This window comes from Arthrobacter sp. Y3225209, from assembly GCF_059090685.1.
In genome coordinates this window covers 163,682-187,232 of record NZ_JBNHFW010000001.1, presented here as the reverse complement: position 1 = coordinate 187,232, position 23,551 = coordinate 163,682, and the positions used below count along the sequence as shown (strand labels likewise).

The following is a 23,551-nucleotide window of genomic DNA, read 5'->3' as shown; positions in this document are numbered from 1 at the left end:
CCATGGGTACATCGAACTTCGAAAGGACAGCCCACATGACTGAGCACCACGGGGGAAACGACGGCGCTGCACGCCCGTTGCCGCCCCGCCCGCCGGCACCGCCGTCCTCCGCCGGCTCCGCCCAGAGCGATCCGCAGACCGGGCCGCAGACAGGTCCGCTGACCGAGCCGCTGAACGACCCGGCAGCACATGGTGCCGGTGGGAACGCCGGCACGGATGGCACTCAGGCCGCGGAAGCGCACGGCTCATCCCCGCAGGCCCCGTCAGCGCACGGCGCCACCCCTTACGGGCCGCAGACCTTCGGCGAGTCCACCGGCAGCTCGTTCCAGCAGCCCCTGGCTGCTTCGCCGTCGGGACGGTCCACAGCCAAAAAGTTCGGCGCCGGAACCCTGGTCGGGGGAATGCTCCTTGCCGGGCTCGTCGGCGGCGGTGTGGCAGTGGGTGCCAATGCACTGATGGATGACGGGAACGGAACTGCGGGCCAGGCCGGCCAGTCACAGACCGTTGTGGTCAACAATGAAGACAGCGTCAATGCGGTCACTGCGGCAGCGGTAAAGGCTTCCCCGAGCGTCGTGACCATTGAGGTTGCCGCCTCGGGCAGCAGCGGCACGGGCTCCGGAATTGTCCTGGACGATGACGGGCACATCCTCACCAACACCCACGTGGTGACCCTGGGCGGTCTGACCGGTGACCCCGGCATTGAGGTCCAGACGTCCGACGGGCGGGTGCTGCCGGCCACCATCGTGGGCACTGACCCCGTCTCCGACCTTGCGGTCATCAAGGTGGACGGAGCCAACCTGACGCCGGCGTCACTCGGCGACTCGGGAAACCTGAACGTCGGCGACACCGTGATCGCCATCGGCGCCCCGCTGGGGCTGTCCGGCACGGTCACTGACGGTATTGTGTCCACGCTTAACCGGACCATCAGCGTTCAGTCCTCCGCCGCTCCGGAGGGGGAAACGGACAGCTCGGAGGAACCCGAGGATGACGGCTTCGGCTTCCGGTTCGCGCCGCCGGACGGTTCCTCGGAGAACCAGTCCTCAGCGGAGAGCTCGATCTACCTGAACGTGGTGCAGACGGATGCTGCCATCAACCATGGCAACTCCGGCGGTGCCCTCGTGAACACTGACGGGGACGTGATCGGCGTCAACGTGGCCATCGCCTCGGCCGCCTCAGGTACCGCGGGTGAAGACAGCGGGAACATCGGCGTCGGATTTGCCATTCCCATCAGCTACGCGGAACGGGTAGCGGAGGAGATTATCGACAACGGCTCCGCGACGCACGGATACCTCGGGGTTTCCGTGAAGCCGGCCACGGCGTCGAACTCGTCCTCTTCCTTCACGGTGGGTGCCGAAGTAGCCGAAGTGGTTCAGGGGTCACCGGGGGAGAAGGCAGGACTTCGTGCCGGTGACGTGGTGACCTCGGTGAACGGTATCCCGATCACCGATGCCCAGTCCCTGACCGCAGCCATCCGGATGCAGCCTGCCGGCGGTAAGGCCACCGTGGACTACACCCGCGGAGGCAAAGCCTCCAGCACCGAGGTGACCCTCGGGGATTCCGCCAGCCAGTAACCCGGACCGGGTGGACCAGAAAACAGGACGAAGGGCTGCCCCGGACGTATCCGGGGCGGCCCTTCCGCCTGTACCGGGCACAATGGCCTTCCGGGGTGTGATTAGCTTTAAACGCACCGCCCAACGGGCGGGAACGTCGGCAGGAGAACCTCCGGGCCGTCGGGAACTGATCTTCCAACCGGAAAGGCCGGAATGCAGGACTCAGCCAACCGTCCGCTGAATATTGTTGTCTTGGTAAAGCACGTCCCCGACGCGCAGTTCGACCGGCACCTCACCGGCCCCGGCCATACCCTCGACCGCTCGGAGAGCATTCTCTCGGAACTGGATGAATACGCCTTGGAAGCCGCGCTGACCCTGGCCGAGGCCCGCGGCGGTGAGGCAGCCGGAAACCGGGTGACTGCCCTCGCCATGGGGCCCGAAGCCGCCGTCAATGCGGTCAAGAAATCCCTCCAGATCGGCGCCTACACCGGGGTCCACCTGTGCGATGCCGCCCTCGCCGGCTCCGATGCCGCCGGAACGTCCCTGGCGCTGGCCGCCGCCATTGAATCCGTAGCCCGGACCCTGGGCCCGGTGGACCTGGTGATCACCGGCATGTCCTCCACGGACGGCGAAACCGCTCTTGTCCCTGCGCAGCTGGCCGAGCGCCTGCAGCTGGCCCAGGTCACCTTCGCCTCGGAACTTGAGGTCACTGACACGGACGGCACCGCCATGGTGAAGGCACGCCGCGACGGCGACTCCTTTACGGAAACCGTCGAGGCACCCCTGCCCGCACTGGTCTCCGTGACGGATCAGGCCAACGAACCCCGGTACCCGAATTTCAAGGGCATCATGGCAGCGAAGAAAAAGACCATCACGGTCCTCTCCCTCGCAGATATCGGCCTCGAGCCCTCGCAGGTAGGTCTGGAGGGCGCCTGGACGTCGGTTGCGGCATCGGCGCCGCGGCCGCCGCGCGCCCAGGGGACCGTCATCACTGACGACGGTACTGCCGGCGTTCAGCTGGTGGACTACCTCGCGGCGCAGAAACTCATCTAGCGCACCCGATCATTTCTAACCGGCGCCGGTCACGCGCCACCGTCCACGTCCCAAAGGAGCGCATTCATGGCGTCCGTTCTGGTTTTTCTAGATGTCCCCGATCTACCCCTGCCCCGTGCCGCCCGTGAACTGCTGACCTTGGCCGGCAGCATAGGAGAGCCGGTGGTCGCCGCGGCCCGCCGCCCGGACCCGGAGCTTCTTGCCGCTTTCGCCTCCTATGGTGCGGGCAAGGTTTACGAACCCGCCGGAGAACTGGACGGCGTCCTGGTGGCTGCCAAGACCGGTTTCCTGGCGGCCGCAGCAACGGCTGAACAGCCGGCGGCCATCCTGCTGGGCAACTCCTTTGAAGACCGCGAGATTGCCGGACGTACCGGCATCAAGCTCAGTTCAGGAGTTGTCACCGATGCGGTGGCGGTTGCCCCGGACCTGGCCGTGACCAAATCCGTCCTCGCCGGTTCCTACACCTCCACCTGCCGCGTGCAGAGCGGCACGCCCATCATCACGGTCAAGGCCAACAGCATCGAGCCGGCACCGGAACAGGAAGGCGCTCCGGCTCCGGAACTGGTCGAGCTGCCGGTGCCCGAACCCGGTCCCGCCGCGCGCGTGACAAGCCGCACCGGCAAACGCGTCAGCGGGCGTCCGGAACTTTCCGAAGCCCGGGTGATTGTTGCGGGCGGACGCGGCGTGGAAGGAAACTTCGGGCCGGTGGAGGAACTGGCGGATCTGCTCGGCGGCGCCGTGGGTGCCTCCCGCGCCGCCACCGATGCAGGCTGGATCGAGCACTCGGCGCAGGTGGGCCAGACCGGCAAGACGGTGTCCCCGCAGCTGTACATTTCCGTGGGCATCTCCGGTGCCATCCAGCAGAAGGCCGGCATGCAGACCGCCAAGGTCATTGTCGCCGTGAACAAGGACGCCGACGCGCCCGTGTTCGAAATTGCGGATTTCGGTGTCGTCGGGGACCTGTTCTCCGTGCTGCCCCAGGCCGCCGAAGAGATCCGGAAGCGCAGGTCCTAGGATGGCGTCTGCGTCCGTCTCCACGCCGGCCCGGGTCCTGGCCTTCGCTGCCCATCCGGATGACATCGACTTCGGTGCTGCCGGCACTGTGGCCCGCTGGGCACGCGACGGCGCCGACATCACCTACTGCATCATGACCTCCGGCGACGCCGGCGGGTTCGATCCGTCGGACCGCTCCAATGTGAGCGGGCTGCGCCGTGACGAACAACGGGAAGCGGCCCGGCAGGTCGGTGCCCGGGACGTCGTGTTCCTGGGCGAGCGGGACGGCTACCTGGAGGTTAACCATGCAGTCATTGCCCGGGCGGTGGAACTGATCCGCCGGGTCCGGCCGGACGTGGTTCTGTCGATGCATCCGGAACGGAACTGGGACAGGCTGCAGGCCAGCCATCCGGACCACCTCGCCTGCGGCGAGATCGTGACCCGTGCCGTCTATCCGGCCGCGGAAAACCCCTTTGCCTATCCCGAACTGGCGGAGCAGGGCCTCGAGGCGTACAAAGTGCCGTGGCTGTGGTTCTACGGTGCTCCCCGCGAACGCGAAAACACTGCCGTGGACGTCACCGGGACGGTGGACGCGAAGCTTGCCGCGATCCGGGTCCATGCCAGCCAGCACCCGGATATTGACGGCATGGACGCCACCGTCCGCGGGCTCCTGCAGGAGAACGCCCAACGGCATCACCTGCCCGAGGGCTCCAGTGCAGAGGTTTTCCACGCTGTTGGCGTGAACACAGAGCAAACCATCGCCGGTTTTTGACCGCCGGCTCGGCCCCGTCCGGGACGCCGGCTACCGGCATCCGGCCCGGACGGGTAGACAGCTAATGGCTAGGGACGGACGCCGGTGGCGATCAGTGTGTCGGTGTTGAGCTCGAAATCATCGCCGAGCTCGGCCAGGAATGCCTGGCGTACCCGTTCCACGGCCGCCGGATCGGCGGGCAGCAGCGTCCGGTAGGTGCTGCCCAGCACCAGCGACCAAGCCAGGGAACCGCTGAGCTGCACCCGGCCCGGGGTGGGCGCCACAGTGACATCCTGCAGCCCCAGCCCCTGCAGCCAGGCCGTGAGCTTTTCCACCGAGTCCAGCCGGCTGAGGTTCTCAACGGCGGGATGGGCGGCGGTTTCAGCCAGGTCCGGACGCTCCAGCCGGCATGCCTTCCACAGCAGTTCGTTGAACTGCGCTGCAGCGCCTTCCTTCCAGGTGCTGAGGGCAAAGCGTCCTCCGCTGCGGAGCGAGGAGACCAGGCCGGCAGCGGCGGCGTCCATGTCCGGGAGCAGGAACACCGCATAGGCGCACAGCACTGCGTCATAGGGGGCCTCTGCTGCCCACCCGGTAACATCCGCCTTCGCCAGCTGCACGCTGTTGAGTGAGAGGGTGTCTGCCTTGGCCTGGGCCAGGGCCAGCAGTTCCCCGCTGAGATCCACCCCGTGCACCTCGCCGTCCGGTCCGGCAAACTGTGCCGCCGGGATGGTGGTGGCTCCGCTGCCGCAGCAGGCATCCAGGACCCGGTCACCCAGGGCTATGTCTGCGGCCGCCACCAGGGCGTTGCCCATCGGATTCCACAGCGACGGGGCGAGGCGTTCGAAGTCGGCTGCGCCGTCGTCGTAAGTGGCCCCGAGCGGGTGTTCAGACATGGGTGGATCCTTCGCTAGAGCTGGGCGCCGGCGAAGCCGTGCTGGCGCCAGGCTTCGTAAACGGCAATGGAGGCGGAGTTGGCAAGGTTGAGCGAACGCAGCGACGGAAGCATGGGAAGCCGCACGCGGGCGGTGACATGCGGGTCCTCCTTGACCTCCGCCGGCAGCCCGACAGACTCGCGGCCGAACATCAGGACGTCACCGGCACGGTACTCGATATCGGTATAGGAGGTATCGCCGTCGGACGTAAACGCGAAAACGCGTTCCGGCTGCAGCGCATCCCAGGCGTCCTGCAACGTCTTGTGCACATGGAGCACGGCGAGGTCGTGGTAATCCAGGCCCGCCCGGCGCAGCTTGGAATCCTCCAGGCTGAAGCCCAATGGCTCCACCAGGTGCAGCTCGGCGCCCGTGATGGCGGCAAGACGGATGGCGTTCCCGGTGTTGCCCGGGATTTCAGGGGTATGGAAAAGGATGCGGAACACAGCTATATCCTATGCCCGCGCACCCGGGCCGGGCCGCATCCGGTCAGCGCGACGAGGCGTCGATGAGCGGTGCCAGCACCGGCAGCTGGACAACGCTGGGTGTGGGCCCCTCGGCGAAGAAGCGGCGCAGCTCACGGACCAGCCCGCCGGGGTTGGCCACGTGCAGGGTGGCGGGCGCGGAGCGGCTGAGGGAGGGCGGATAGTCAATGATCGGTTCAAACGGGTTACCGTTCGGGCTGTGGAGGACCAGCCAGCCTGCAACATTGCAGTCCGGGAAGCGTGACTGCAGTGTACGGACAGCGTCGGCAAGGCGGAGGGTGGAAACTTCCCGCCCGCGGTGCTGCAGGTGCCTGCCGTCCCACCGGTAGTTGCCCGGGGATGCCATCAAAGACCCGAGCACGGCCATGCGGTAGCCGCCCAGCAGTACGTGCCCGACGTCGAGGTTGCCTCCGCCCGGGCCGGCGTCCGGGATGTGGAGGCCGTTGACCAGGCGTGCTGCCGGGTATTCGTCGAGCAGTTCCCGGTCCAGCAGCCGAATAGTGCGGTTCTCGGCATCAAACCGTCCGGCGGCGGCACCGAACCGGGACAGTAATCCGGGACGGCGGGGGGACCCGTGGACCTGCTGGCCGGCCAGTGTCAGGGGAATCAGGGGCGGGTTGCGCGGGGAGAAGTCCGGGACAAAAACGGGCGGGGTGTCCAGATCCGCAGCAGGGGTCCTCCCGGCGGTGTTTCCGGCCGCAGCACGGCGTGCTGCGGGGTTCGCCGGTCCGGGGGTACCGCCCGCGGGGCGGCCGGCACTGCCGCTGCCACTGCCTCCGCTGCCGATCGTCCGGTCATAGGATTCCTTCTGCCCCGGATCGGACAGGACGCGGTAGGCGTTCGTCACGCGGTGGAACCGCTCGCCGTCTCCGCCGTGGTCCGGATGGGTTTCCCGTGCTGCCTTCCGGTATGCCGATTTGATCTCCGCAGCTGATGCCGCTGGAGTCAGTCCCAGGACCTCATAGAGTGTCGGGCCTGACGGGCTCACGGCGGTTCCTTTCGGGCGGGGATGCTCGGGCGGGGCTAAGTGGAGCAATTCTACCGACTGTCCGGATTCCTGCAGCGCATCCGGTGCACATCGCAGGGGAGCCCGGTTGCGGTTGGGGGAGCCCGGTTGGGGGAAGGGCGGCGGGAAGGGCAAGCGCCGGATGATCAGGAAAGTCTCAGCCGCCCGAATCGGCAGGAGCCGCCATGACGGTTAGAATTGGCTGGTGCCCGTGTATCTAGATCACGCGGCGACCACGCCGATCTCGGCTTCGGCCCTCGCCGCACTCACCACAGAACTCAGCCGCAGCGGCAACCCCTCGTCGCTGCACGGTTCGGGCCGCCGCGCCCGGATGGTCGTGGAGGAATCCCGCGAGATCCTTGCCGCTGCCGCCGGCTGCCACTCCTCGGAGATCATTTTCACCTCCGGCGGCACGGAGGCGGACAACCTGGCGGTCAAGGGACTGTACTGGACCCGCCGGGATGCCGATCCCCGGCGCACCCGGATCCTGGTCTCCGGCGTTGAGCACCATGCCGTGCTGGACACCGTTGAATGGCTGGAAAAGCATGAGAACGCTGTTCCCGTGTGGATTCCGGTGGACAGCGACGGGGTGATCTCCCTGGACGCGGTCCGCCGTGAACTTGAAGCCAACGCGGATTCCACCGCCCTGCTGACGGCCATGTGGGCGAACAACGAGGTCGGGACGGTCCAGGACGTGCGTGCCCTGGCGTCGCTCGCCCACGAATTCGGTGTTCCGGTGCATTCGGACGCCGTGCAGGCCTTCGGCGCCCTGCCGGTGGATTTCCGGGCTGCCGGCCTGGACACGATGGCGATCAGTGCCCACAAGATCGGGGGACCGGTAGGCGTGGGCGCACTGGTTGTGGGGCGCGCCGTGAAACTCACTCCGGTCCTGCACGGGGGAGGGCAGGAACGCGACATCCGTTCCGGCACGCTGGACGCGGCAGGCATCGCGGCGTTTGCCGCCGCCGCGCGGGAGGCCGTGGAGCACCTGACCGATGAGGCAGAGCGGCTGCGTACCCTGCGGGACTACCTGATCACCGGCGTCGAACGGGCCATCCCGGCCGCCGTCCTGCGCGGGGCGCGCGACGGTGACGGCGAGGGCCGCCGCCTGCCCGGCAACGCCCACTTCACCTTTCCGGGATGCGAAGGGGATTCGCTGCTTTTCCTGCTGGACCTGGCGGGCGTTGAATCCTCCACCGGCTCGGCCTGCACCGCCGGTGTGCCCCGGCCGTCGCACGTTCTGCTGGCCATGGGACTGAGTGAAACCGAGGCCCGCGGAGCGCAGCGGTTCAGCCTCGGGCATACAACCACGGCTGAAGACGTTGACACGTTACTGCAGGTACTGCCCGAAGCGTATGAACGGGCAAAGAAGGCCGGCATGGCCGGACACGTAAGCAGCATCCAGACAGCAGGAACAGGTTTTATTTCATGAAGGTTTTGGCAGCAATGAGCGGCGGAGTGGACTCCGCCGTGGCAGCGGCGCGGGCAGTCGAGGCAGGGCACGACGTCGTCGGCGTCCACCTCGCGCTGTCCCGGATGCCCGGGACCCTGCGCACCGGCAGCCGCGGCTGCTGCACCATCGAGGACTCCCGTGACGCGTGGCGTGCCTGCGACATCCTGGGTATTCCGTACTACGTGTGGGACTTCTCGGAGCGGTTCAAGGAAGACGTGGTGGATGACTTCGTCGCGGAATACGCAGCCGGCCGCACACCGAACCCGTGCATGCGGTGCAACGAACGGATCAAGTTCGCCGCACTGCTGGAAAAGGCGCTGGCCCTGGGCTTTGACGCGGTCTGCACCGGCCACTACGCCAAGGTCCTGACCAATGCGGACGGCAACCCGGAACTGCACCGTGCCGCCGACTGGGCGAAGGACCAGTCCTACGTGCTCGGCGTGCTGACCGAAGAGCAGCTGCGCCACTGCATGTTCCCGCTGGCTGAAACTCCGTCCAAGGCCGAGGTCCGGGCTGAAGCGGAGCGCCGTGGCCTGTCGGTGGCCAACAAGCCGGACAGCCATGACATCTGCTTCATTCCCGACGGCGACACCCGCGGCTGGCTTGAAGAGCGCATTGAAATGAGCGAGGGCGACATTGTGGACGAGACGGGCGCAAAGCTCGGCACCCACCCCGGCGCCAATGCCTACACCGTGGGCCAGCGCCGCGGCCTGAAGCTGGGCACCCCGGCCTCCGACGGCAAGCCGCGCTTTGTGCTGGAAATCCGGCCCAAGGAAAACAAGGTCATTGTCGGACCGGAGCAGCTGCTGAACATCGACCAGATGCGCGGCATCAAGATTTCCTGGGCCGGCCGGCCCATCGCCGAAATCGGCAACCGGTCCACCTTCGACTGCATGGTCCAGGTCCGTGCACACGGGGATCCCGTCGCGGCCACCGGCTGGATGGAAGACACCACGGACAGTGAAACCGGAACCGCCCGCGAGGAGCTGGTGGTCCGGCTCACCGAACCGATGCGCGGGGTGGCCCCCGGCCAGTCGATGGTGCTGTACCAGGGCACGCGCGTGCTGGGCCAGGCCACGATCGACTCCGCACGCTCCCTGGAATGGAACCCGGCAGCCGTCTCCTGACAGGTTCCGGTGCGGCCGGTCCGGAGAGGGCAGCGTAACCTGCTCCGGCCGGGGCGCCGCTACACCCTAAACTGGACGAATGAGCCAGACAGGACCTATGAGCAATTCTTCGGACGATGAGTTCGATCCGCGCGCAAGTTCCCTCTCCGGGAAGGTTGCCGATGACGTGATGGCGGAACTGCTTGCCATGCGCAGCAGCATCGATAACATCGACGCCACCCTGGTCTATCTGCTTGCGGAGCGGTTCAAGGCCACGCAGCGGGTGGGCCACCTGAAGGCTGAGCACAACCTTCCTCCGGCTGATCCCGGCCGTGAGGTGGCGCAGATAGCGCGCCTGCGCCGGCTGGCCGAGGACGCGCACCTGGACCCCGCCTTTGCCGAGAAGTTCCTGAACTTCATCATCCGTGAGGTCATCCGGCACCATCAGGCCATCTCCCAGACCCGCAACGGCGGAACAGATGCCGCAGCATCCTGACCCGGCCGGGCCTGCTGCCCGCCCGGAGGCGGTGAGCGGCACGGTGACAGCGACGGCCCTGGGCAGCTGGCCCGGAAACGACCCGGTGGAATCCAGCCGGGTGATCCGCGGCGAACTGGGTGCCCCGCACCTTCCCTTCCTGGCTGAACTCCCGCAGCGCGGTCCCGGAGCGGATCCCGTGGGACGCAGCGCCTCCCTGCTGGTGGACATTTTCGTGGACACCCAGCCGCACGGCTGGCGGCTGGTCGAACGACCCGGCAAGGACCACAGGAGGGCAGTGTCGCTGCTCAACCAGGACATCAACGCCCTGGCCGACGTCGCCGGGGAACACCCGGGCGGGGACCTGAAGATTTCCCTGCGCGGACCGCTCTCGCTCGCCGCCAACCTGTACCTGCACAACGGCGAGCGGGCGCTTTCCGACGCCGGAGCCCGCCGGGACCTGCTCCAGTCACTCGTCGCCGGGGTGGGATCCTATATTTCCCGCGCTGCATCATCGGTTCCCGGAGCACAGATCACCGTCCAGGTGGATGAACCGGAAATAGCCGCGGTGCTGGGCGGCGGCATTCCCACCGCCTCCGGATACCGCACGCTGCGCTCCGTGCCGTCATCGGAGGTCTCCGCCGCCTGGGAACAGATGTGCTCAGCAATAACAGCCGCCGGAGCGGACACGGTGTTCGCCCTGCCCCGGGCGGACGCGTCCGGTCCGCTGCGCAAGGGCACCAAATCACCGTTCGAACTGGCCCGGCAGGCCGGGGCGCAGGGCGTCGCGCTGGCGGCCGACTCCCTGACCGCCCGCGACTGGGAGGGCATCGCCGAGGCAGTGGAAGATGGAGACCGGGTGTGGCTGGGTATCCTGCCGCTTCCGCGTGAGGGCGGTGAACTGCCCCAGGTCACCCGGCTGGTGGAGAGTGTCCTGCGCCCGTGGAACAAGCTTGGACTTCCGGCCGCGAGCCTGCCCGCGCTCCGCCTGACCCCCGCCTCCGGCCTTGCCGATGTGTCGCCGGAAACAGCCCGCAGGGTCCTCACCCGGCTGACCGGAACAGCTGCCGCACTGGATCAGGTGGTCGCCGAGGGCTAGACCCGGTGCCCCCTAGACCCGGTGCTCCCACCTGTCCGGTTCGACGTCGCCGGGCAGGACGCCGTCGAACGGGCGGAGGGCGTAGTGAAACATGCCGTCGTATTCGAAAACGGTACCCAGCTGGCGTTGGATCACCTGTGTGCGGATCCGGAAGGATCCGGCAGCCTCATCCCACCACTGCTCAACGTGCGCGTCGGCCGCGGCAAAGCCGGGCAGCGGCAGCCGGAGCGGGCCCAGAAAAAGCCGGCTGGCCGGGGAATTCATCCGCAGATGCCCCTCCTCCGTGACCTGCAGGACCAGGTTCGTGGCCAGATTCCGCTGCCTGCCCAGATAGTCCGTCAGGACGCCGGGTGCAGTGAGCACCGTTGTATCTTCGAAAATCCGTGGTCCCGCGGGGAATCCGAAGGAGCGCACCGCCGTGAGTGCCTGACGTCCCCAGGGATCACGGTGCGGGTAGTTGCGGATGGTGAACGGAACCTCGGTTCCGTAGTCAGGGAAGAAGGCGTTGGAGACCGGAACCAGCCGCAGCAGGGGCCGCAGCCACGGACGCGGACATCCGGCCCGGGCGAAGATGCCGCTGCCCTCTCCGTATCGGCCGTCCCCCTCGCCGGGATCGAAGTAGTCCTGCAGTTCAGGCTGCAACCGGGCATAGTCTGCGCCCAGGACCTGCCGGTAAATGGACGCGGATGCCATGGCTAGAGCCTTCCTGCTGCCTTGAGCCGGATATACATGTCGGCGAGTTTGGGCGCCAGTTCGTGCGGCGGTTCGTCCACCACCTCGGCTCCCATGGCGCGCAGCTGCTCGGTCACCGCTGCCCGGTCCAGGAGGGCACGCTCGGCGGCCGCGGCGCGGAACACCGCCGGGGTGCTGCCGCCGGCGGTGCGCAGATCATTCAGGCCGGGGTCGCGGACCGAGGCCACAACAACCACGTGTTTCTCCAAAAGCCGGGGGAGGACGGGGACCAGGCCTTCCTCCACTGCGCCGGAATCCAGGGAGGTGATCAGGACCACCAGGGACCGGCGCGCCGTCACGGCGTGCACGGCCCCGGGAAGAAGCGAGAAGTCCGCTTCGATAAGCTCCGGTTCCAGGGGAACGGCGGCGTTGACCAGCCTGCTGAGCAGATTGCCTTTGCCGCCGGAATCCACGCGGGCGCGGACCCTGCGGTCAAAGGCGAGGAAATCCACCCGGTCTCCTCCGCCGGCGGCGAGCACACCCAGCAGCAGTGTGGCCTCGATCCCCGTGTCGAGCCGCGGCTCATCATCTATCCGGGCGGCGGAGGTCCGGGACGTGTCCAGAAGGAGGACTACCCTCCGGTCCCGTTCCGGACGCCAGGTCCGCACCACGGTGTCGCGGCGGCGGGCGGTGGCTCGCCAGTCAATGGAACGTACGTCATCGCCCCGGACGTATTCACGCAGCGAATCAAACTCGGTACCTGCGCCGCGAAGCTGCACGGAGGCGTTTCCATCCAGTTCACGCAGGCGGCGCAGCTTGGACGGCAGATGCCGTTTGGCGTAAAACGGCGGGAGCACCCTGATCTCACCGGGCAGGCTGAGGGTCCGTTGCCGGGCGGCCAGACCCAGGGGACCGAAACTGCGCACGCCGATGTATCCGCTGCGCAGGACACCGCGGCGGGAGGGTTCCAAATCGACGGCCATCCTGCGTGCCTCACCTGATGGTACGGTGAGGCGCTGTTCGGGGTTGCGGGCCCCGGCGGAGGGCTGCCAGCAGTCGCGGATAACCGCATGCAGCGCCCTGCCGCTGCCGTTACGCACCACCAGCGCGCTGAGGGCGGACTCGGTCAGGCGCACACTGTCCGGTAGCTGCCGCTGGACCTGCAGCTTCTTGGGGGACACTGCCAGCAGCAGGTCGGCTGCCGCCGCCGCAGTCAGGAATGCCAGCCACAGCAGGAAGGAAGCGGCGCCGGGGTACAGCACCACCGCAACGGTTCCCAGGGCCGCCAGAAGGACGAACCGGCCGGAGACAGCCATGCGCGCGGCCCCGGCTACCGGGGGACCGGGACGGTGGCGAGGATGCTTCCCAGCACGTGGTCAGCATTGACCCCGTCCATCTGCGCCTCGGGGCGCAGGGACACACGGTGCCGCAGGGCGGGAAGCGTCAGCGCCTTTACATCATCGGGCGTCACGAAGCTCCGGCCCGATAGCCAGGCCCACGCGCGGGAGGTATTCAGCAGCGCCGTGGCGCCGCGGGGTGAGACCCCGAGCTGGAACGACGGCGCCGAACGGGTAGCCCGGACAATGTCCACAATGTAGGCCAGCACCTCCGGGGCGACGGATACTTCGGATACAGCCTTGCGGGCCAGCTCCAGGTCGCGTGCCGAGGCCACTGCCCGGACACCGGCAGCGGCAAGGTCGCGGGGATCGAAGCCGCTGCTGTGCCGGCGGATCACTTCAATCTCGTCGTCCCTGCCGGGCAGATCCAGCGTCATTTTCAGCAGGAACCGGTCCAGCTGGGCTTCCGGAAGGGGATAGGTTCCCTCGTACTCCACCGGGTTCTGCGTGGCAGCGACAATAAAGGGCTCGGGCAGCCTGCGGGTGGCGCCGTCAACCGTGACCTGGCGTTCCTCCATGGCTTCGAGCAGGGATGCCTGGGTTTTGGGCGGCGTCCGGTTGATCTCGTCGGCGAGCAGGATATTGGTGAAGACGGGGCCTTCCCGGAAGGAGAATTCCGAGGAACGGCCGTCATAAATCAGCGAACCGGTGACGTCGCCGGGCATCAGGTCCGGGGTGAACTGGACCCGTTTGGTGTCCAGGTCAAGGGCGGCGGAGAGGGTGCGGACCAACAGTGTTTTCGCCACGCCGGGGACGCCTTCCAACAGCACGTGTCCCTTGGCGAGCAGCGCGATGATCAGCCCGGTGACAGCGGCGTCCTGTCCCACCACCGCCTTGGCAACTTCCTGCCGCACCTGTGTCAGCGCGGCGCGGACCGGGTCCTCTCCGGGCGGAAGCGGAGGTGCCGGTGCCGTACCGTCAGCCGCTCCGGGCGGCACGGGGTAGGTATCGAACTGCTGGCTCATGATGAAGTGGCTTCTTCCTCTAGGTCGTGCAGGTCCTGTGCCCAGCGGACCAATTCGGATCCGGTGCCGGGCCTTTGCTGGTTGAGAAGTATGTCGGTTTCCGCGTAGCTGCGGCCGGCCGCTTCGGCTGTGGCGCGGGTTACGGCCTCGGTGCCGGCTCCCGGTCCCAGCCGCAGGTGGGCAGCCAGCCGTGTCATGGCCGCGGCCCGCAGTGTGGCGGCGGCGTGGTCCACTGCCTGGCTGTCCTGGTAGAGGCGGGCCCGCCCCTCAGCCGTTTCGGCGGACCGGACGACTACCGGCAGGGGCTCCTCTGCCAGCGGACCGAGCCGCCGGCCGCGCCAGAAACCGGCAAGCGCCGTTACGAGCACAAGCCAGAGCATCAGCGGGCCGACCCATGCCGGCAGATAGGCGAAGGGGTCCGCAGGCTGGTCCGCGACGGGGATATCGGCCGGAACGGCCCGGTACCACACCAGCGTTTCGTCCGGGCCCAGGGTCCGCAGCGCCAGGGCGGCGTTGCCCTCTGATGCCAGCGCTTTGTTGGCGATAAGGTCCGGGCTGCCCAGCACAACCGTGGAGCCGTCACGGGTGGCGGCGTAGGAGCCGGCAGCTTCACCGGCGTCGGATTCACCGCCTTCCGTGAACGGAAAACAGGTCACCGGACCGCGGTAGGTCCGGCCACCGGTGGCGACGCTGCCTGCAGCGAGTGCATCTTCGTTCCGGCACCCGGACTCAAGGATGTGCTGCCCGGGATCGGCGGGCAGGAGCCCGGCCTGGCGGATGTCCGGGGCGATGGCTGCGAGCTGCGCGAACGTGGGGGCAACCAGTACTGTCCGGCCTGCGGCGCCCGCGAGCTCCTCCATCTGGCTGTTGTCCAGGAACCCGTTGGGGTCAAGGTAGAACAGTGTGGCGCCGGGATGTTCCTCCAGCGCAGTCTGTGCTTCGTCAATGTCCTGCGGCTGCAGTACTTCCACGCCCTGGCCGGAGAGGATCTGCGCAGCGGCCATCCCGCCGTCAGGTGCCGGATTATCCGGTGAGAGCGCAACTCCGTCCGCGTCCGTACGGCCCCACAGGGAAAGCGCCACCATGCCGCAGAGCAGAAGGATGAGGAGAATGACGACACGGTGCTGCCGGAACCAGCCCGCAGCCCTGCGCAGGGGAGTGCGGTGCCCTGCAGCTTCGCGCTGATCCGGCACCGGCTGATCCGGCACCGGCTGATCCGGCACCGGCTGAGCCGGGGCGCTGCCGGTGCCGTCCGGCCCGGGGGAAGCATCCTGCACGGGGGATGTGCTCATCGGGGTACCGCCATTCCGGGCAGGGAAGCGGAATCCGCCATGGCCGGCCGGGTGTGCATCAGGGTGGAATCCAGTTCAACGGCGCGCTGGTAGTCCGAGGCGCGGGCTGCCTTGTCCCCGTAGAGAATCTCATCGAAGCGATGACCAAGCCATGCGATGTCGGTCCCGGAACCCGGGAAAGCACCGCTGAGGCTGGTGGCGGCTTCAGCCGCTGTCCGCGCCGGACGCACCTCGAAAATGACGCGCTCCTCCGCGGAACGGACCATGGCGCGGAAACGCTCCGCAACGGCTGTATCCCAGCGCTGTTCCGACGCTGCTTCGTCGGCGCGTGCCCGGTGGTCGTTCGCAGTTTCCACCAGATCCGAGCCGAACACTTCGGACGTTTTCTTCTTTTTTGCCTTTGCATTAAGCCGCGGACGGACCACCAGCACCAGGACCGCGATCAGGACGACGGCGGTCGCCGCGAGAATCAGGACCCCGGGGCCGGTGCCGAGCCCGCCCAACCCGTTCAGCACGTCGCCGAGCCAGTCGAGCACGGACTGGAGTACACGCTCCGCCACGCCGGGCTTCGCTTCTTCGTAGATTCGTCCGGCCAGCTCCTCGCGGGCCCAGTCACGGGCCTGGTCCGCGTCCGGCTCAACGGGAACGTCTCCCGGCAACCGGACAGGTAACCGTTCGAGAGGAAAACCGGCCGGGAGCCGTACGGGGAACAGCATGCCTAGGGCATACCCATGGGAGGCCCGGCAGGTGCCTTACGCGACATAGGCACGGCATGACGGCCGGGAAGGAAATCGGGGTCCTGGGTATGCGGACCCTCCTGGTCCTTCATCAGGGCCAGATCGAATCCCTCGCGCCGGATACGCAGGTCTACATACAGCAGGGCCGTGACTGCGCCCTGGAAGGCATACCCGACGGCCGAAACGAGCAGGGTGACGGCGATCAGCAGCACACTGCTGGCCACGAGGGCGGCCGGGTCCTCAGTTGATGCGCCGGCGAAGCCGATGATGAAGCTGAAGGGGATGGTCAGGATCTGCGTCAGGATGCCGACGATCATGCTGGTGAGAATGAGGATTCCGAAGGTGCGCCACCAGTTCCGGCCGGTTAGCTGCCAGGACCGTGCGATGGACCGGAAGATGCCGGTGCCCTCGAGTACCAGTGCTGCCGGGGCCAGTGCAAGCTTGACCGATACCCAGGCGGTGACTGCCGCCAGGGCCAGCACGGCTATCACCACCACGGCAATCCCGGCATCTCCGAGCAGATAGATGATCAGGCTGAACAGCAGGACAAGGACGGTAACCGCAACCGCTGACGCTGCCAGCAGCACCAGCGCCAGTCCGGCCAACCGGAGGATGCTCCGCCGTGCAATCCGCCACATCTGGCTGAACCCGGTCCGCAGGTTCAGGGTGGCCCGTGCCACCGGGACCACCAGCAGGCCCTGCACCACCATTACTCCGACCAGGGATATAATGCCCAGCCCGACGAACCCGGTGAGCGCCCCCAGAACCGGGCCGGCCAGCTCATCATCCGAGGCGCCGCTCAGCGCTGCGTCCTCGAGGGTGGAGATCATGCCAAAGCCCAGTCCGACGGTCAGGGCCGTGATAATGCCCTGGATGAGCAGTGAGTTACCGAAAGCGGCCAGCACGTTCCGGCGGCAGGCCTGGAACGCGCCGTCCATCATTTCCCCTAGTCCGAGCGGGCGCAGCGGAATGATGCCCGGCTTGGGCGGCGGGGTGTAGCCGTGCTGCTGCGGAAAGCCGGGGCCGGCAGCGGCGTAGGGATTCGGGCTGTCCCAGGCGGACCCCTGCTGCGGCTGTGCCCACGGGTTTGCCGGCGGCTGCTGCGCACCTCCCTGCGGGGGCTGCCATGCGCCGGGCGGCGGAGGAGCAGGATTCCACGGAGCGGCGGGGGGCTGGTCCTGGGCGCGGGGCGGCGGCGGGCCCGGCACGGACCCCTGTGGTCCGTCTTGCTGACCCTTGTGTTCTTGCTCGCTCATCTTTACCCGTATCCCCCTGCAGGCAGTTGACTTTGTTACCTCGACTATAGTGACAGCGCGGTCATTCGGCATCCGGGGCGAGCCGCGGCCGGATTTGTGTCGCTTAGGATGATAGGGATTGACTTAGGCGGCTTTGCACGCCTGGGGGAGCGGCAGCCGCTATGACTGCTGACCCCGGCGCGCGGTTGCGCGCGGACGGACGCAAGCAGTGAACAGGGAGTTATGAAGGCACGCATACTGGTCGTAGACGACGACGAAGCCCTTGCCGAAATGATTGGCATAGTGCTGCGCAACGACGGATTCGATCCGGTGTTCTGCGCAGACGGCTCCTTGGCGCTGGATGTTTTCCGCAACAGCAAGCCGGACCTGGTGCTGCTTGACCTCATGCTGCCGGGGATTGACGGCATTGAAGTGTGCCGCCAGATCCGCAACGAATCCGACACCCCCATTGTGATGCTCACCGCCAAGGCCGACACGGCCGACGTCGTTCGCGGACTCGAATCCGGCGCCGATGACTATGTACCCAAGCCGTTCAAGCCGGCGGAACTGGTGGCCCGTGTCCGTGCCCGGCTGCGCCCGGGGGACCAGAAATCCCCCGAGACCCTGCGGATTGGTGAAGTGTCCATCGACGTGGCGGGACACTCCGTGTCCCGGGGCGGGGACAACATTTCGCTGACCCCGCTGGAATTCGACCTGCTGGTGGCGCTGGCCCGCAAGCCGTGGCAGGTATTCACCCGTGAAATGCTGCTGGAACAGGTGTGGGGCTACCGCCACGCCGCCGACACGCGGCTGGTCAACGTGCATGTGCAGAGGCTCCGCTCCAAGATTGAACGCGACCCCGAAGCACCCGAGATAGTACTGACGGTGCGCGGTGTCGGATATAAAGCGGGACAGAGCTAAGTTGCCGGGTTTCCTGGCCGGGGCGGCCGGGAAGTCCGAAAGAATTGCCAGGGCCCTGGAGCATCTTCGACGCCTGCGGCATTCCTTCCGCCGGGCCACCTTTCACCGGATTGCCCGCCTATGGCGGCGGTCCCTGCAGTTCAAGACGATTATGTCCACGCTGCTGCTCGTGGCGCTCGCCGGTGCCGGCATCGGCGCGTTTCTTTCCCATCAGATAGCCGGGTCCCTCTACGAGGAGCGGCTGGCCCAGTTCCGGACCGAAGCGACCGCCGGCCTTTCGAATGTGAAGGACAACTTCCGCGAGACCACGGCCACGGACAGGGAGAGCACCGACCGGCTGGTCATGGACACCCTTCCCCTGCTTGAGGGCAAGGGCGCCGACGCCCAGCGGACATACCTGCTGACGCCGCTGCCCACCTCCGACCCCCTCTATGTCCCCTCGTCGGTGAACACCGGAAACATCACTGCCAGCGGCATCCCGGTGGCGCTCAGCGATGCGGTTGCGGCCAGCGCCGTAGGGGACGCCGAGACGGATTACGTGTACTGGGCGCCGCTGGAACTTGCCCACGGGGAACCCGGCATCGCCTTCGCTACGAAGGTCACGCTGCCCCCGGACAGCGCCGAGTACGCCCTCTACCTGATCTATGACCTCTCCTCCATGCAGGAAACTCTGGATGACATCCACCGGATCCTCTGGATCGCGGGTTTCCTCCTGCTGGCCATCAGCGGAACCATTGCCTGGGTGGTCACCAAGGCGGGCCTGGGCGCTGTCAGCGACGCAGCGGCCGTCTCGGAAAAGCTTGCCGCCGGCGAACTGCAGGAGCGTATGGAGGTCAAAGGCGAGGACGAAGTGGCGCGCCTTGCGGCATCGTTCAACCACATGGCCGGGACCCTGCAGGACCAGATCACCCAGCTCGCGACGCTTTCACGCATGCAGCAGGTATTCGTCTCCGACGTCTCGCACGAACTGCGCACCCCGCTCACCACGGTGCGGATGGCCGCTGAGGTGCTCTATGAGGCGCGCGAGAGCTTCGACCCCATGTACCGGCGTTCCACGGAACTCCTCTACCACCAGGTGGAACGGTTCCAGGCGCTGCTCGCGGACCTGCTGGAGATCTCGCGGTTCGACGCCGGTGCAGCGGCGCTGGACCTGGAGCCCACCGATGTCTTCCACATTGTCCGCGATGTCATGGACGCCACGGAACCGCTGGCGAACAACAGCGGCTCCGAGGTGCTGGTGGTATCCAAGGAATCCAGCTGCGTGGTGGACGCCGATCCGCGCCGCATCGAACGGATCCTGCGCAACCTGCTGGTCAACGCGCTGGAGCACGGCGAAGGAGAGCCGATCGAGATTGCCGTGGCGGTGAACGCCGATGCGGTGGGCATCGCCGTCCGCGACCACGGTATCGGCATGACTGAGGAAGCCGCCGGCCGGGTCTTTGACCGTTTCTGGCGGGCGGATCCGGCCCGGGCGCGCACTACTGGCGGCAGCGGCCTTGGACTGTCCATTGCTGCCGAAGATACCCGGCTGCACGGGGGCCGGCTGGAGGCCTGGGGTGATCCGGGCAACGGGTCATGTTTCCGGCTGACCCTGCCGCTCCGCCACGGAGGGACGTTCGACTCGTCTCCCGTGCCGCTCTCACCGCACGACGCCGGGGGCCCCCGCGCACTCAGCGCGGCGGCCGTGACCGCCGAGGAGGAATCGGATGTCTTGTAGCAAGAGCACGCCCGGGCAGGACAGGCGGCCCGTGCATGCAAAGGCGGCACGGCTGCTGGCGGTCCTGGTCGGCTCCGCCCTGTTCCTGGGCGGGTGTTCATCAATACCGACGGTGGGCCCCGTTGGTACGGCGTCGGCCGAGAGCGGCAGCGAAGCGCAGACGGAAGCCGTGTTCTCACCCGAGGGCCCGGCGCAGGACGCGTCCCCGCAGGACATCATCCGCGGTTTTATGGAGGCGGGAAAAGGCGCTACGGACGATTACAGTGTTGCGCGCCAGTTCCTGAGTCCGGAACTGGCCGAGGCCTGGTCACCCGGCCAGAAGGTCACCGTCTACCGCTCTTCGCGCATTGTTGCCATGCCCGAACCCAACCTTTTCCAGATCCAGCTTGAAGTGCAGGGAAGCGTCAGCTCGCAGGGCGTCCGCACCGATGTCCCGGAGGGCAGCACCGAGACCATTCCCGTCCGGCTCGAGGAAGTGGACGGACAGTGGCGGGTGAGCGGCATCCCCGACGGCATCATGCTTTCTTCGGCCACCTTCCCGCTCGTGTTCAAGGCCCACAACCTGTATTTCTATTCCAGTGATTACCAGTACTGGGTGCCGGACACCCGGTGGTTCATCCAGCGTCCCGGCATAGCAGCCAACATCGTCAGTGCCCTCCTCGTGGGGCCGGCACCGTATCTGGAAGGCGCCGTCGTCAGTGCGTTCCCGGCAGGTACCGCCCTGGCCCGGGACGCCGTCCCCGTAGCCTCAGGCGAGGCGTCGGTGGACTTATCGGAACCCCTGTCCGAATCGTCGGACCTGAACCGGCAGCAGATGGTGAAGCAGCTGGAAGTAAACCTGCGCGGACTGAACAACGTCACCTCTGTGAATCTGACAGCCCAGCAGCGCCCGGTGGACCTGGGCAAGGGGAACGGCGAGGTGCAGTCGGCAATCAGTGACCCGTCCGCGGGTGCAACGCAGATTGTGGTCTATCAGGGAGAGCTTGCCTTCTACAGTGACGGCCCCGCCGACATTGAGGATGTGCCGTCGGTGGCGGAGTACTCCCCGCGCAACCCGGCCATGTCCTCGGACGGCGAAACCATAGCGTTCCTGGACGGCGGGCAGGACACTCTTCTGGTCACCGGGCGGGGACAGGATGTCCGGACCGCCGCTGACGGCAGCCGGTTCACGGCCCCAAGCGTCGACAACCGGCAGTGGGTATGGACCTCAAGGCCGTCCGGAACCGGATCCGAAGTGCTGGCCATTCCACCGGGAGGAAACCAGGACTCCGCAGCAGTGCTTTCAGCTGCGTGGCTCGAAGGCCTCTCGGTTACGGAGGTACGGATTTCCCGGGACGGCAGCCGGGCTCTTTTCGCCGCCGGGCAAAATGGCGACAGCGCCGTGATGATTGCCGGAATTGTCCGTTCCCCGGAGGGCGTCCCGATGTCCTTGACCGCACCCCTGACGCTGCAGGTCCCCGGGGATGCCGGCGCCGTGAACAGGGTGAAGTGGGCTTCGGAAGATACCGTGGTTGCCGTTCGGGCAGGCGCGGAGGAGGGCACACCGGTCATCCTGGGTGCGGGCCGGGAGCCCGAACTGCTGGCGTCCAAGGAGGGGATCGAAGGCCTCAGTGCCGGAAACGGGGTTGAGGACATCTTCATCCAGACCGATGCCGGCATCTTCAATAAGGTCGGCAGCAGCTGGCCGCTGAGGACCGAAGGAGTGCGGGACCCCGCCTTCCCCGGGTAGGACCGGCCGGCGAGTACGGCTTTTCCTCCACAGCCTCCGGCCGGCGCAGCGCGCCGGCCGGCCGGCCCGCCGAAGGCCCCGGGAAGCGTCAGTGTTCCCTCCGGGACGGGCAAGTCTGGGTGGATGGTGAAACTAACCGCACAGGTGGCAAAACTACCCGCACGGCTGGACAGGCTGCTGTTCTCGCCTGCAGGCCGGACAGCGGCCGAGGCTGTCACCGGGCTGGCCGCCGCCGTGGCGCCTGTTTCCTGCGTTGTCTGTGAAACGCCGGACCTGAGCCTGTGCAGCGGCTGTGCGGCGGGAATCCGCCGGGCCACGCTGCATCCCTACCCTGCGGAGGAAGGTGCGGCCGCGCTGCCGGCTGCGGAACCGGAGCCCGGATACCCGCCGCCGCAGGACCGCAGCAGGGAACACATCGGTTTTGTCCCTCTTCCGGTGCTGGCCGCGGGAACCTATGCCGGAGGACTGGCCCGGACGCTGCTCGCCTTCAAGAACCGGGGGCACACGGACCTTGCGGTTTTCCTTGCACCGGTACTGGCGGGTGCGCTGCATGCCGCAGTGCGGAGTGCCTGCCCCGAGCCGGGCGCTCCGGAGGTGGTGCTGGTGCCCGTGCCGGGTACGCCGCGGTCACTGCGCAAACGCGGTTACCAGCCGCTGATGCTGCTGATGAGACTGATTGCACGGCGGCGGCTGCTGCCTGCAGGGTCCAGGCTGGCGTCCCTCGTCAGGCACGCGCCCGGCCCGCCGGGCATTTCGGCTGCCCGTTTCCGGGGCCTTGACTTCAGCCGCGGGCGGGTGGCCGGTCCGCAGAAGGGGCTGGGCCGCTCCGGCCGCCGCCGCAACGTACACGGCTCCATGACCGCCGGACCCGCCGGGAGTCTGGAGGGCTGCACCTGCGTGGTGGTGGATGATGTCCTGACCACCGGGGCAACCCTCGCGGAAACGGTACGGGCGCTTCGTTCCGCGGGAGCCGTTGTTCGCGGGGCCGTTGTCATCGCCGCCACACCTGCCCCGGCACGTAACACTTCTCCCTCATCCGCTGCGGTGCCGGGGAGCGCGGCAGCCGGTAACGGAAACGGAATCACGGGACGTGAATAAAGGTCGGCGGTGATCTAACGTGTTGGTATGGATAGCTTCAAGAAGCGGAGTTATCCTGCGGCAACGGCCGTGAAGGAAACTGGCAGCGGCCGTTGTTGTGTCACCGAATCTATTGGAGGGCACCATGGAATTCATGATCAGCGGGCGCAATGTTGCAGTATCGGACAGGTTCCGCGAGTACGCCGAAGAGAAGATCGGCAAGGTGGAAGCGCTCGGCGACAAGGTCCAGCGGGTGGAAGCCCGAGTGACGAAGCAGGGCAACGTTCGTGATGCAGACAGTGCCCTGACTGTGGAAATCACCGTCACCGGACGCGGCCCGGTTGTCCGCGCCGAGGCAACGTCCGGCGACAAGTTCGCAGCCTTCGACCTCGCCTACGGCAAGTTGCTCGAACGGCTGCGCCGGGCCAGCGACCGGCGCAAGGTCCACCACGGACGCCACGCCCCGATTCCCGTCCGGGTAGCCACCGCTGATCTTGGTCCCGTAAGTACCTCCGAACCGCTCCACGAACAGGTTGCCGCCGCGGCGGAAGCGGAAGCAACCGAGGCCGACACAGCCGAGAATGAAGACGCTGCCGGCGACTGCCCCGTTTTGATTCGGCGCAAGGTTTTCCCGGGTGCCCCCATGAGCCTTGACGACGCCGTCGACAACATGGAGCTGGTCGGCCACGACTTCTATCTGTTCGTGGATTCCGCGACCGGGGCGCCGTCGGTGGTTTACCGCCGCCGCGGCTGGACCTACGGCGTGATCACCCTGGATTCAAAGTGCGCCGAAGGCATGGAGGATCCGCGGGAGGAAACGCGCGGATACCGCGTCACCGAAACCGGGGAGCGCGCCACAGCCTGATCCCGTCGCCCACGGGCCCGCCTGCCATCTTCCGGGCGGGCCTA

22 protein-coding genes are annotated in these 23,551 nt (G+C 67.3%); 13 read left to right on the top strand and 9 right to left on the bottom strand.

The window, feature by feature from the left end:
* Window positions 1–35 precede the first annotated feature (35 nt).
* From AC5RVB_RS00845 to AC5RVB_RS00830, 4 genes are all read left to right on the top strand, one after another.
* Window positions 36–1,571 (top strand): S1C family serine protease, encoded by a 1,536-nt coding sequence (locus tag AC5RVB_RS00845; protein ID WP_494141733.1) that lies wholly within the window; start codon window positions 36–38, stop codon window positions 1,569–1,571.
* A gap of 192 nt (window positions 1,572–1,763) precedes the next feature.
* The gene (locus tag AC5RVB_RS00840; RefSeq protein ID WP_227929569.1) at window positions 1,764–2,603 is read left to right on the top strand and encodes an electron transfer flavoprotein subunit beta/FixA family protein; all 840 of its coding nucleotides are present in this window, start codon (window positions 1,764–1,766) and stop codon (window positions 2,601–2,603) included.
* Window positions 2,604–2,669: 66 nt separating this feature from the next.
* Window positions 2,670–3,617 carry an electron transfer flavoprotein subunit alpha/FixB family protein gene (locus AC5RVB_RS00835; protein ID WP_290244560.1) on the top strand — a complete coding sequence of 316 codons (948 nt, stop codon included), beginning with the start codon at window positions 2,670–2,672 and terminating at the stop codon, window positions 3,615–3,617.
* Between the two features lies 1 nt (window position 3,618).
* Complete coding sequence (locus AC5RVB_RS00830; RefSeq protein ID WP_494141732.1) at window positions 3,619–4,368, top strand: PIG-L deacetylase family protein; 750 nt, start codon at window positions 3,619–3,621, stop codon at window positions 4,366–4,368.
* A gap of 68 nt (window positions 4,369–4,436) precedes the next feature.
* On the opposite strand, the gene AC5RVB_RS00825 is transcribed toward AC5RVB_RS00830, so the two are convergent.
* From AC5RVB_RS00825 to AC5RVB_RS00815, 3 genes are read right to left on the bottom strand one after another with little or no spacing between them, the layout of a single operon-like run.
* The gene (locus tag AC5RVB_RS00825) at window positions 4,437–5,240 is read right to left on the bottom strand and encodes a class I SAM-dependent methyltransferase (RefSeq protein ID WP_494141731.1); all 804 of its coding nucleotides are present in this window, start codon (window positions 5,238–5,240) and stop codon (window positions 4,437–4,439) included.
* Between the two features lie 14 nt (window positions 5,241–5,254).
* A complete protein-coding gene (locus AC5RVB_RS00820; RefSeq protein ID WP_227903539.1) occupies window positions 5,255–5,722 on the bottom strand; it encodes a tRNA (cytidine(34)-2'-O)-methyltransferase in 468 nt (155 codons plus the stop codon).
* A gap of 43 nt (window positions 5,723–5,765) precedes the next feature.
* A complete protein-coding gene (locus tag AC5RVB_RS00815) occupies window positions 5,766–6,749 on the bottom strand; it encodes a J domain-containing protein (protein WP_227903538.1) in 984 nt (327 codons plus the stop codon).
* Between the two features lie 223 nt (window positions 6,750–6,972).
* Between AC5RVB_RS00815 and AC5RVB_RS00810 the strand changes: the two genes are divergently transcribed.
* The 4 genes from AC5RVB_RS00810 to AC5RVB_RS00795 all read left to right on the top strand — a co-directional run bounded on the left by AC5RVB_RS00810 (window position 6,973) and on the right by AC5RVB_RS00795 (window position 10,900).
* Window positions 6,973–8,199, top strand: a complete 1,227-nt coding sequence (locus AC5RVB_RS00810; RefSeq protein WP_227903533.1) for a cysteine desulfurase family protein — start codon at window positions 6,973–6,975, stop codon at window positions 8,197–8,199.
* On the top strand, window positions 8,196–9,347 hold the full coding sequence (gene mnmA / locus AC5RVB_RS00805; RefSeq protein ID WP_227929574.1) for a tRNA 2-thiouridine(34) synthase MnmA: 1,152 nt from the start codon (window positions 8,196–8,198) through the stop codon (window positions 9,345–9,347). The genes AC5RVB_RS00810 and mnmA overlap by 4 nt, the downstream gene beginning before the upstream one ends.
* 97 nt (window positions 9,348–9,444) lie before the next feature.
* Complete coding sequence (locus tag AC5RVB_RS00800; protein WP_423723752.1) at window positions 9,445–9,822, top strand: chorismate mutase; 378 nt, start codon at window positions 9,445–9,447, stop codon at window positions 9,820–9,822.
* Entirely contained in the window at window positions 9,806–10,900 is a 1,095-nt protein-coding gene (locus AC5RVB_RS00795; RefSeq protein ID WP_494141730.1) for a uroporphyrinogen decarboxylase/cobalamine-independent methonine synthase family protein, read from the top strand. The genes AC5RVB_RS00800 and AC5RVB_RS00795 overlap by 17 nt, the downstream gene beginning before the upstream one ends.
* Window positions 10,901–10,912: 12 nt before the next feature.
* Here the strand turns inward: AC5RVB_RS00795 and AC5RVB_RS00790 are convergent, their stop codons facing one another.
* The 6 genes from AC5RVB_RS00790 to AC5RVB_RS00765 are packed head-to-tail and all read right to left on the bottom strand — an operon-like array spanning window position 10,913 to window position 17,219.
* Window positions 10,913–11,593: a DUF4166 domain-containing protein gene (locus tag AC5RVB_RS00790; protein ID WP_494141729.1), complete on the bottom strand. Its 681-nt coding sequence runs from the start codon at window positions 11,591–11,593 to the stop codon at window positions 10,913–10,915.
* A gap of 2 nt (window positions 11,594–11,595) precedes the next feature.
* Complete coding sequence (locus AC5RVB_RS00785; RefSeq protein WP_494141728.1) at window positions 11,596–12,888, bottom strand: DUF58 domain-containing protein; 1,293 nt, start codon at window positions 12,886–12,888, stop codon at window positions 11,596–11,598.
* Window positions 12,889–12,902: 14 nt separating this feature from the next.
* Window positions 12,903–13,934, bottom strand: a complete 1,032-nt coding sequence (locus AC5RVB_RS00780; RefSeq protein ID WP_494141727.1) for an AAA family ATPase — start codon at window positions 13,932–13,934, stop codon at window positions 12,903–12,905.
* Complete coding sequence (locus AC5RVB_RS00775) at window positions 13,931–15,226, bottom strand: DUF4350 domain-containing protein (protein ID WP_494141726.1); 1,296 nt, start codon at window positions 15,224–15,226, stop codon at window positions 13,931–13,933. Before AC5RVB_RS00775 ends, AC5RVB_RS00780 begins: the two co-directional genes overlap by 4 nt.
* On the bottom strand, window positions 15,223–15,885 hold the full coding sequence (locus AC5RVB_RS00770) for a DUF4129 domain-containing protein (RefSeq protein ID WP_494141725.1): 663 nt from the start codon (window positions 15,883–15,885) through the stop codon (window positions 15,223–15,225). The genes AC5RVB_RS00775 and AC5RVB_RS00770 overlap by 4 nt, the downstream gene beginning before the upstream one ends.
* 59 nt (window positions 15,886–15,944) lie before the next feature.
* On the bottom strand, window positions 15,945–17,219 hold the full coding sequence (locus AC5RVB_RS00765) for a proline-rich domain-containing protein (RefSeq protein WP_494141724.1): 1,275 nt from the start codon (window positions 17,217–17,219) through the stop codon (window positions 15,945–15,947).
* 222 nt (window positions 17,220–17,441) lie between these two features.
* Here AC5RVB_RS00765 and mtrA point away from each other — a divergent pair, with 222 nt between their 5' ends.
* The 5 genes from mtrA to hpf all read left to right on the top strand — a co-directional run bounded on the left by mtrA (window position 17,442) and on the right by hpf (window position 23,507).
* Complete coding sequence (mtrA, locus tag AC5RVB_RS00760; protein WP_227903514.1) at window positions 17,442–18,119, top strand: MtrAB system response regulator MtrA; 678 nt, start codon at window positions 17,442–17,444, stop codon at window positions 18,117–18,119.
* Window positions 18,120–18,162: 43 nt separating this feature from the next.
* Window positions 18,163–19,836 (top strand): MtrAB system histidine kinase MtrB, encoded by a 1,674-nt coding sequence (mtrB, locus tag AC5RVB_RS00755; RefSeq protein WP_423723758.1) that lies wholly within the window; start codon window positions 18,163–18,165, stop codon window positions 19,834–19,836.
* Window positions 19,837–19,867: 31 nt separating this feature from the next.
* On the top strand, window positions 19,868–21,565 hold the full coding sequence (locus AC5RVB_RS00750; protein WP_494141723.1) for an LpqB family beta-propeller domain-containing protein: 1,698 nt from the start codon (window positions 19,868–19,870) through the stop codon (window positions 21,563–21,565).
* Between the two features lie 123 nt (window positions 21,566–21,688).
* Window positions 21,689–22,663 (top strand): ComF family protein, encoded by a 975-nt coding sequence (locus AC5RVB_RS00745; protein WP_494141722.1) that lies wholly within the window; start codon window positions 21,689–21,691, stop codon window positions 22,661–22,663.
* A 124-nt stretch (window positions 22,664–22,787) separates the two neighbouring features.
* Complete coding sequence (gene hpf / locus AC5RVB_RS00740; RefSeq protein ID WP_227903506.1) at window positions 22,788–23,507, top strand: ribosome hibernation-promoting factor, HPF/YfiA family; 720 nt, start codon at window positions 22,788–22,790, stop codon at window positions 23,505–23,507.
* Window positions 23,508–23,551 lie beyond the last annotated feature (44 nt).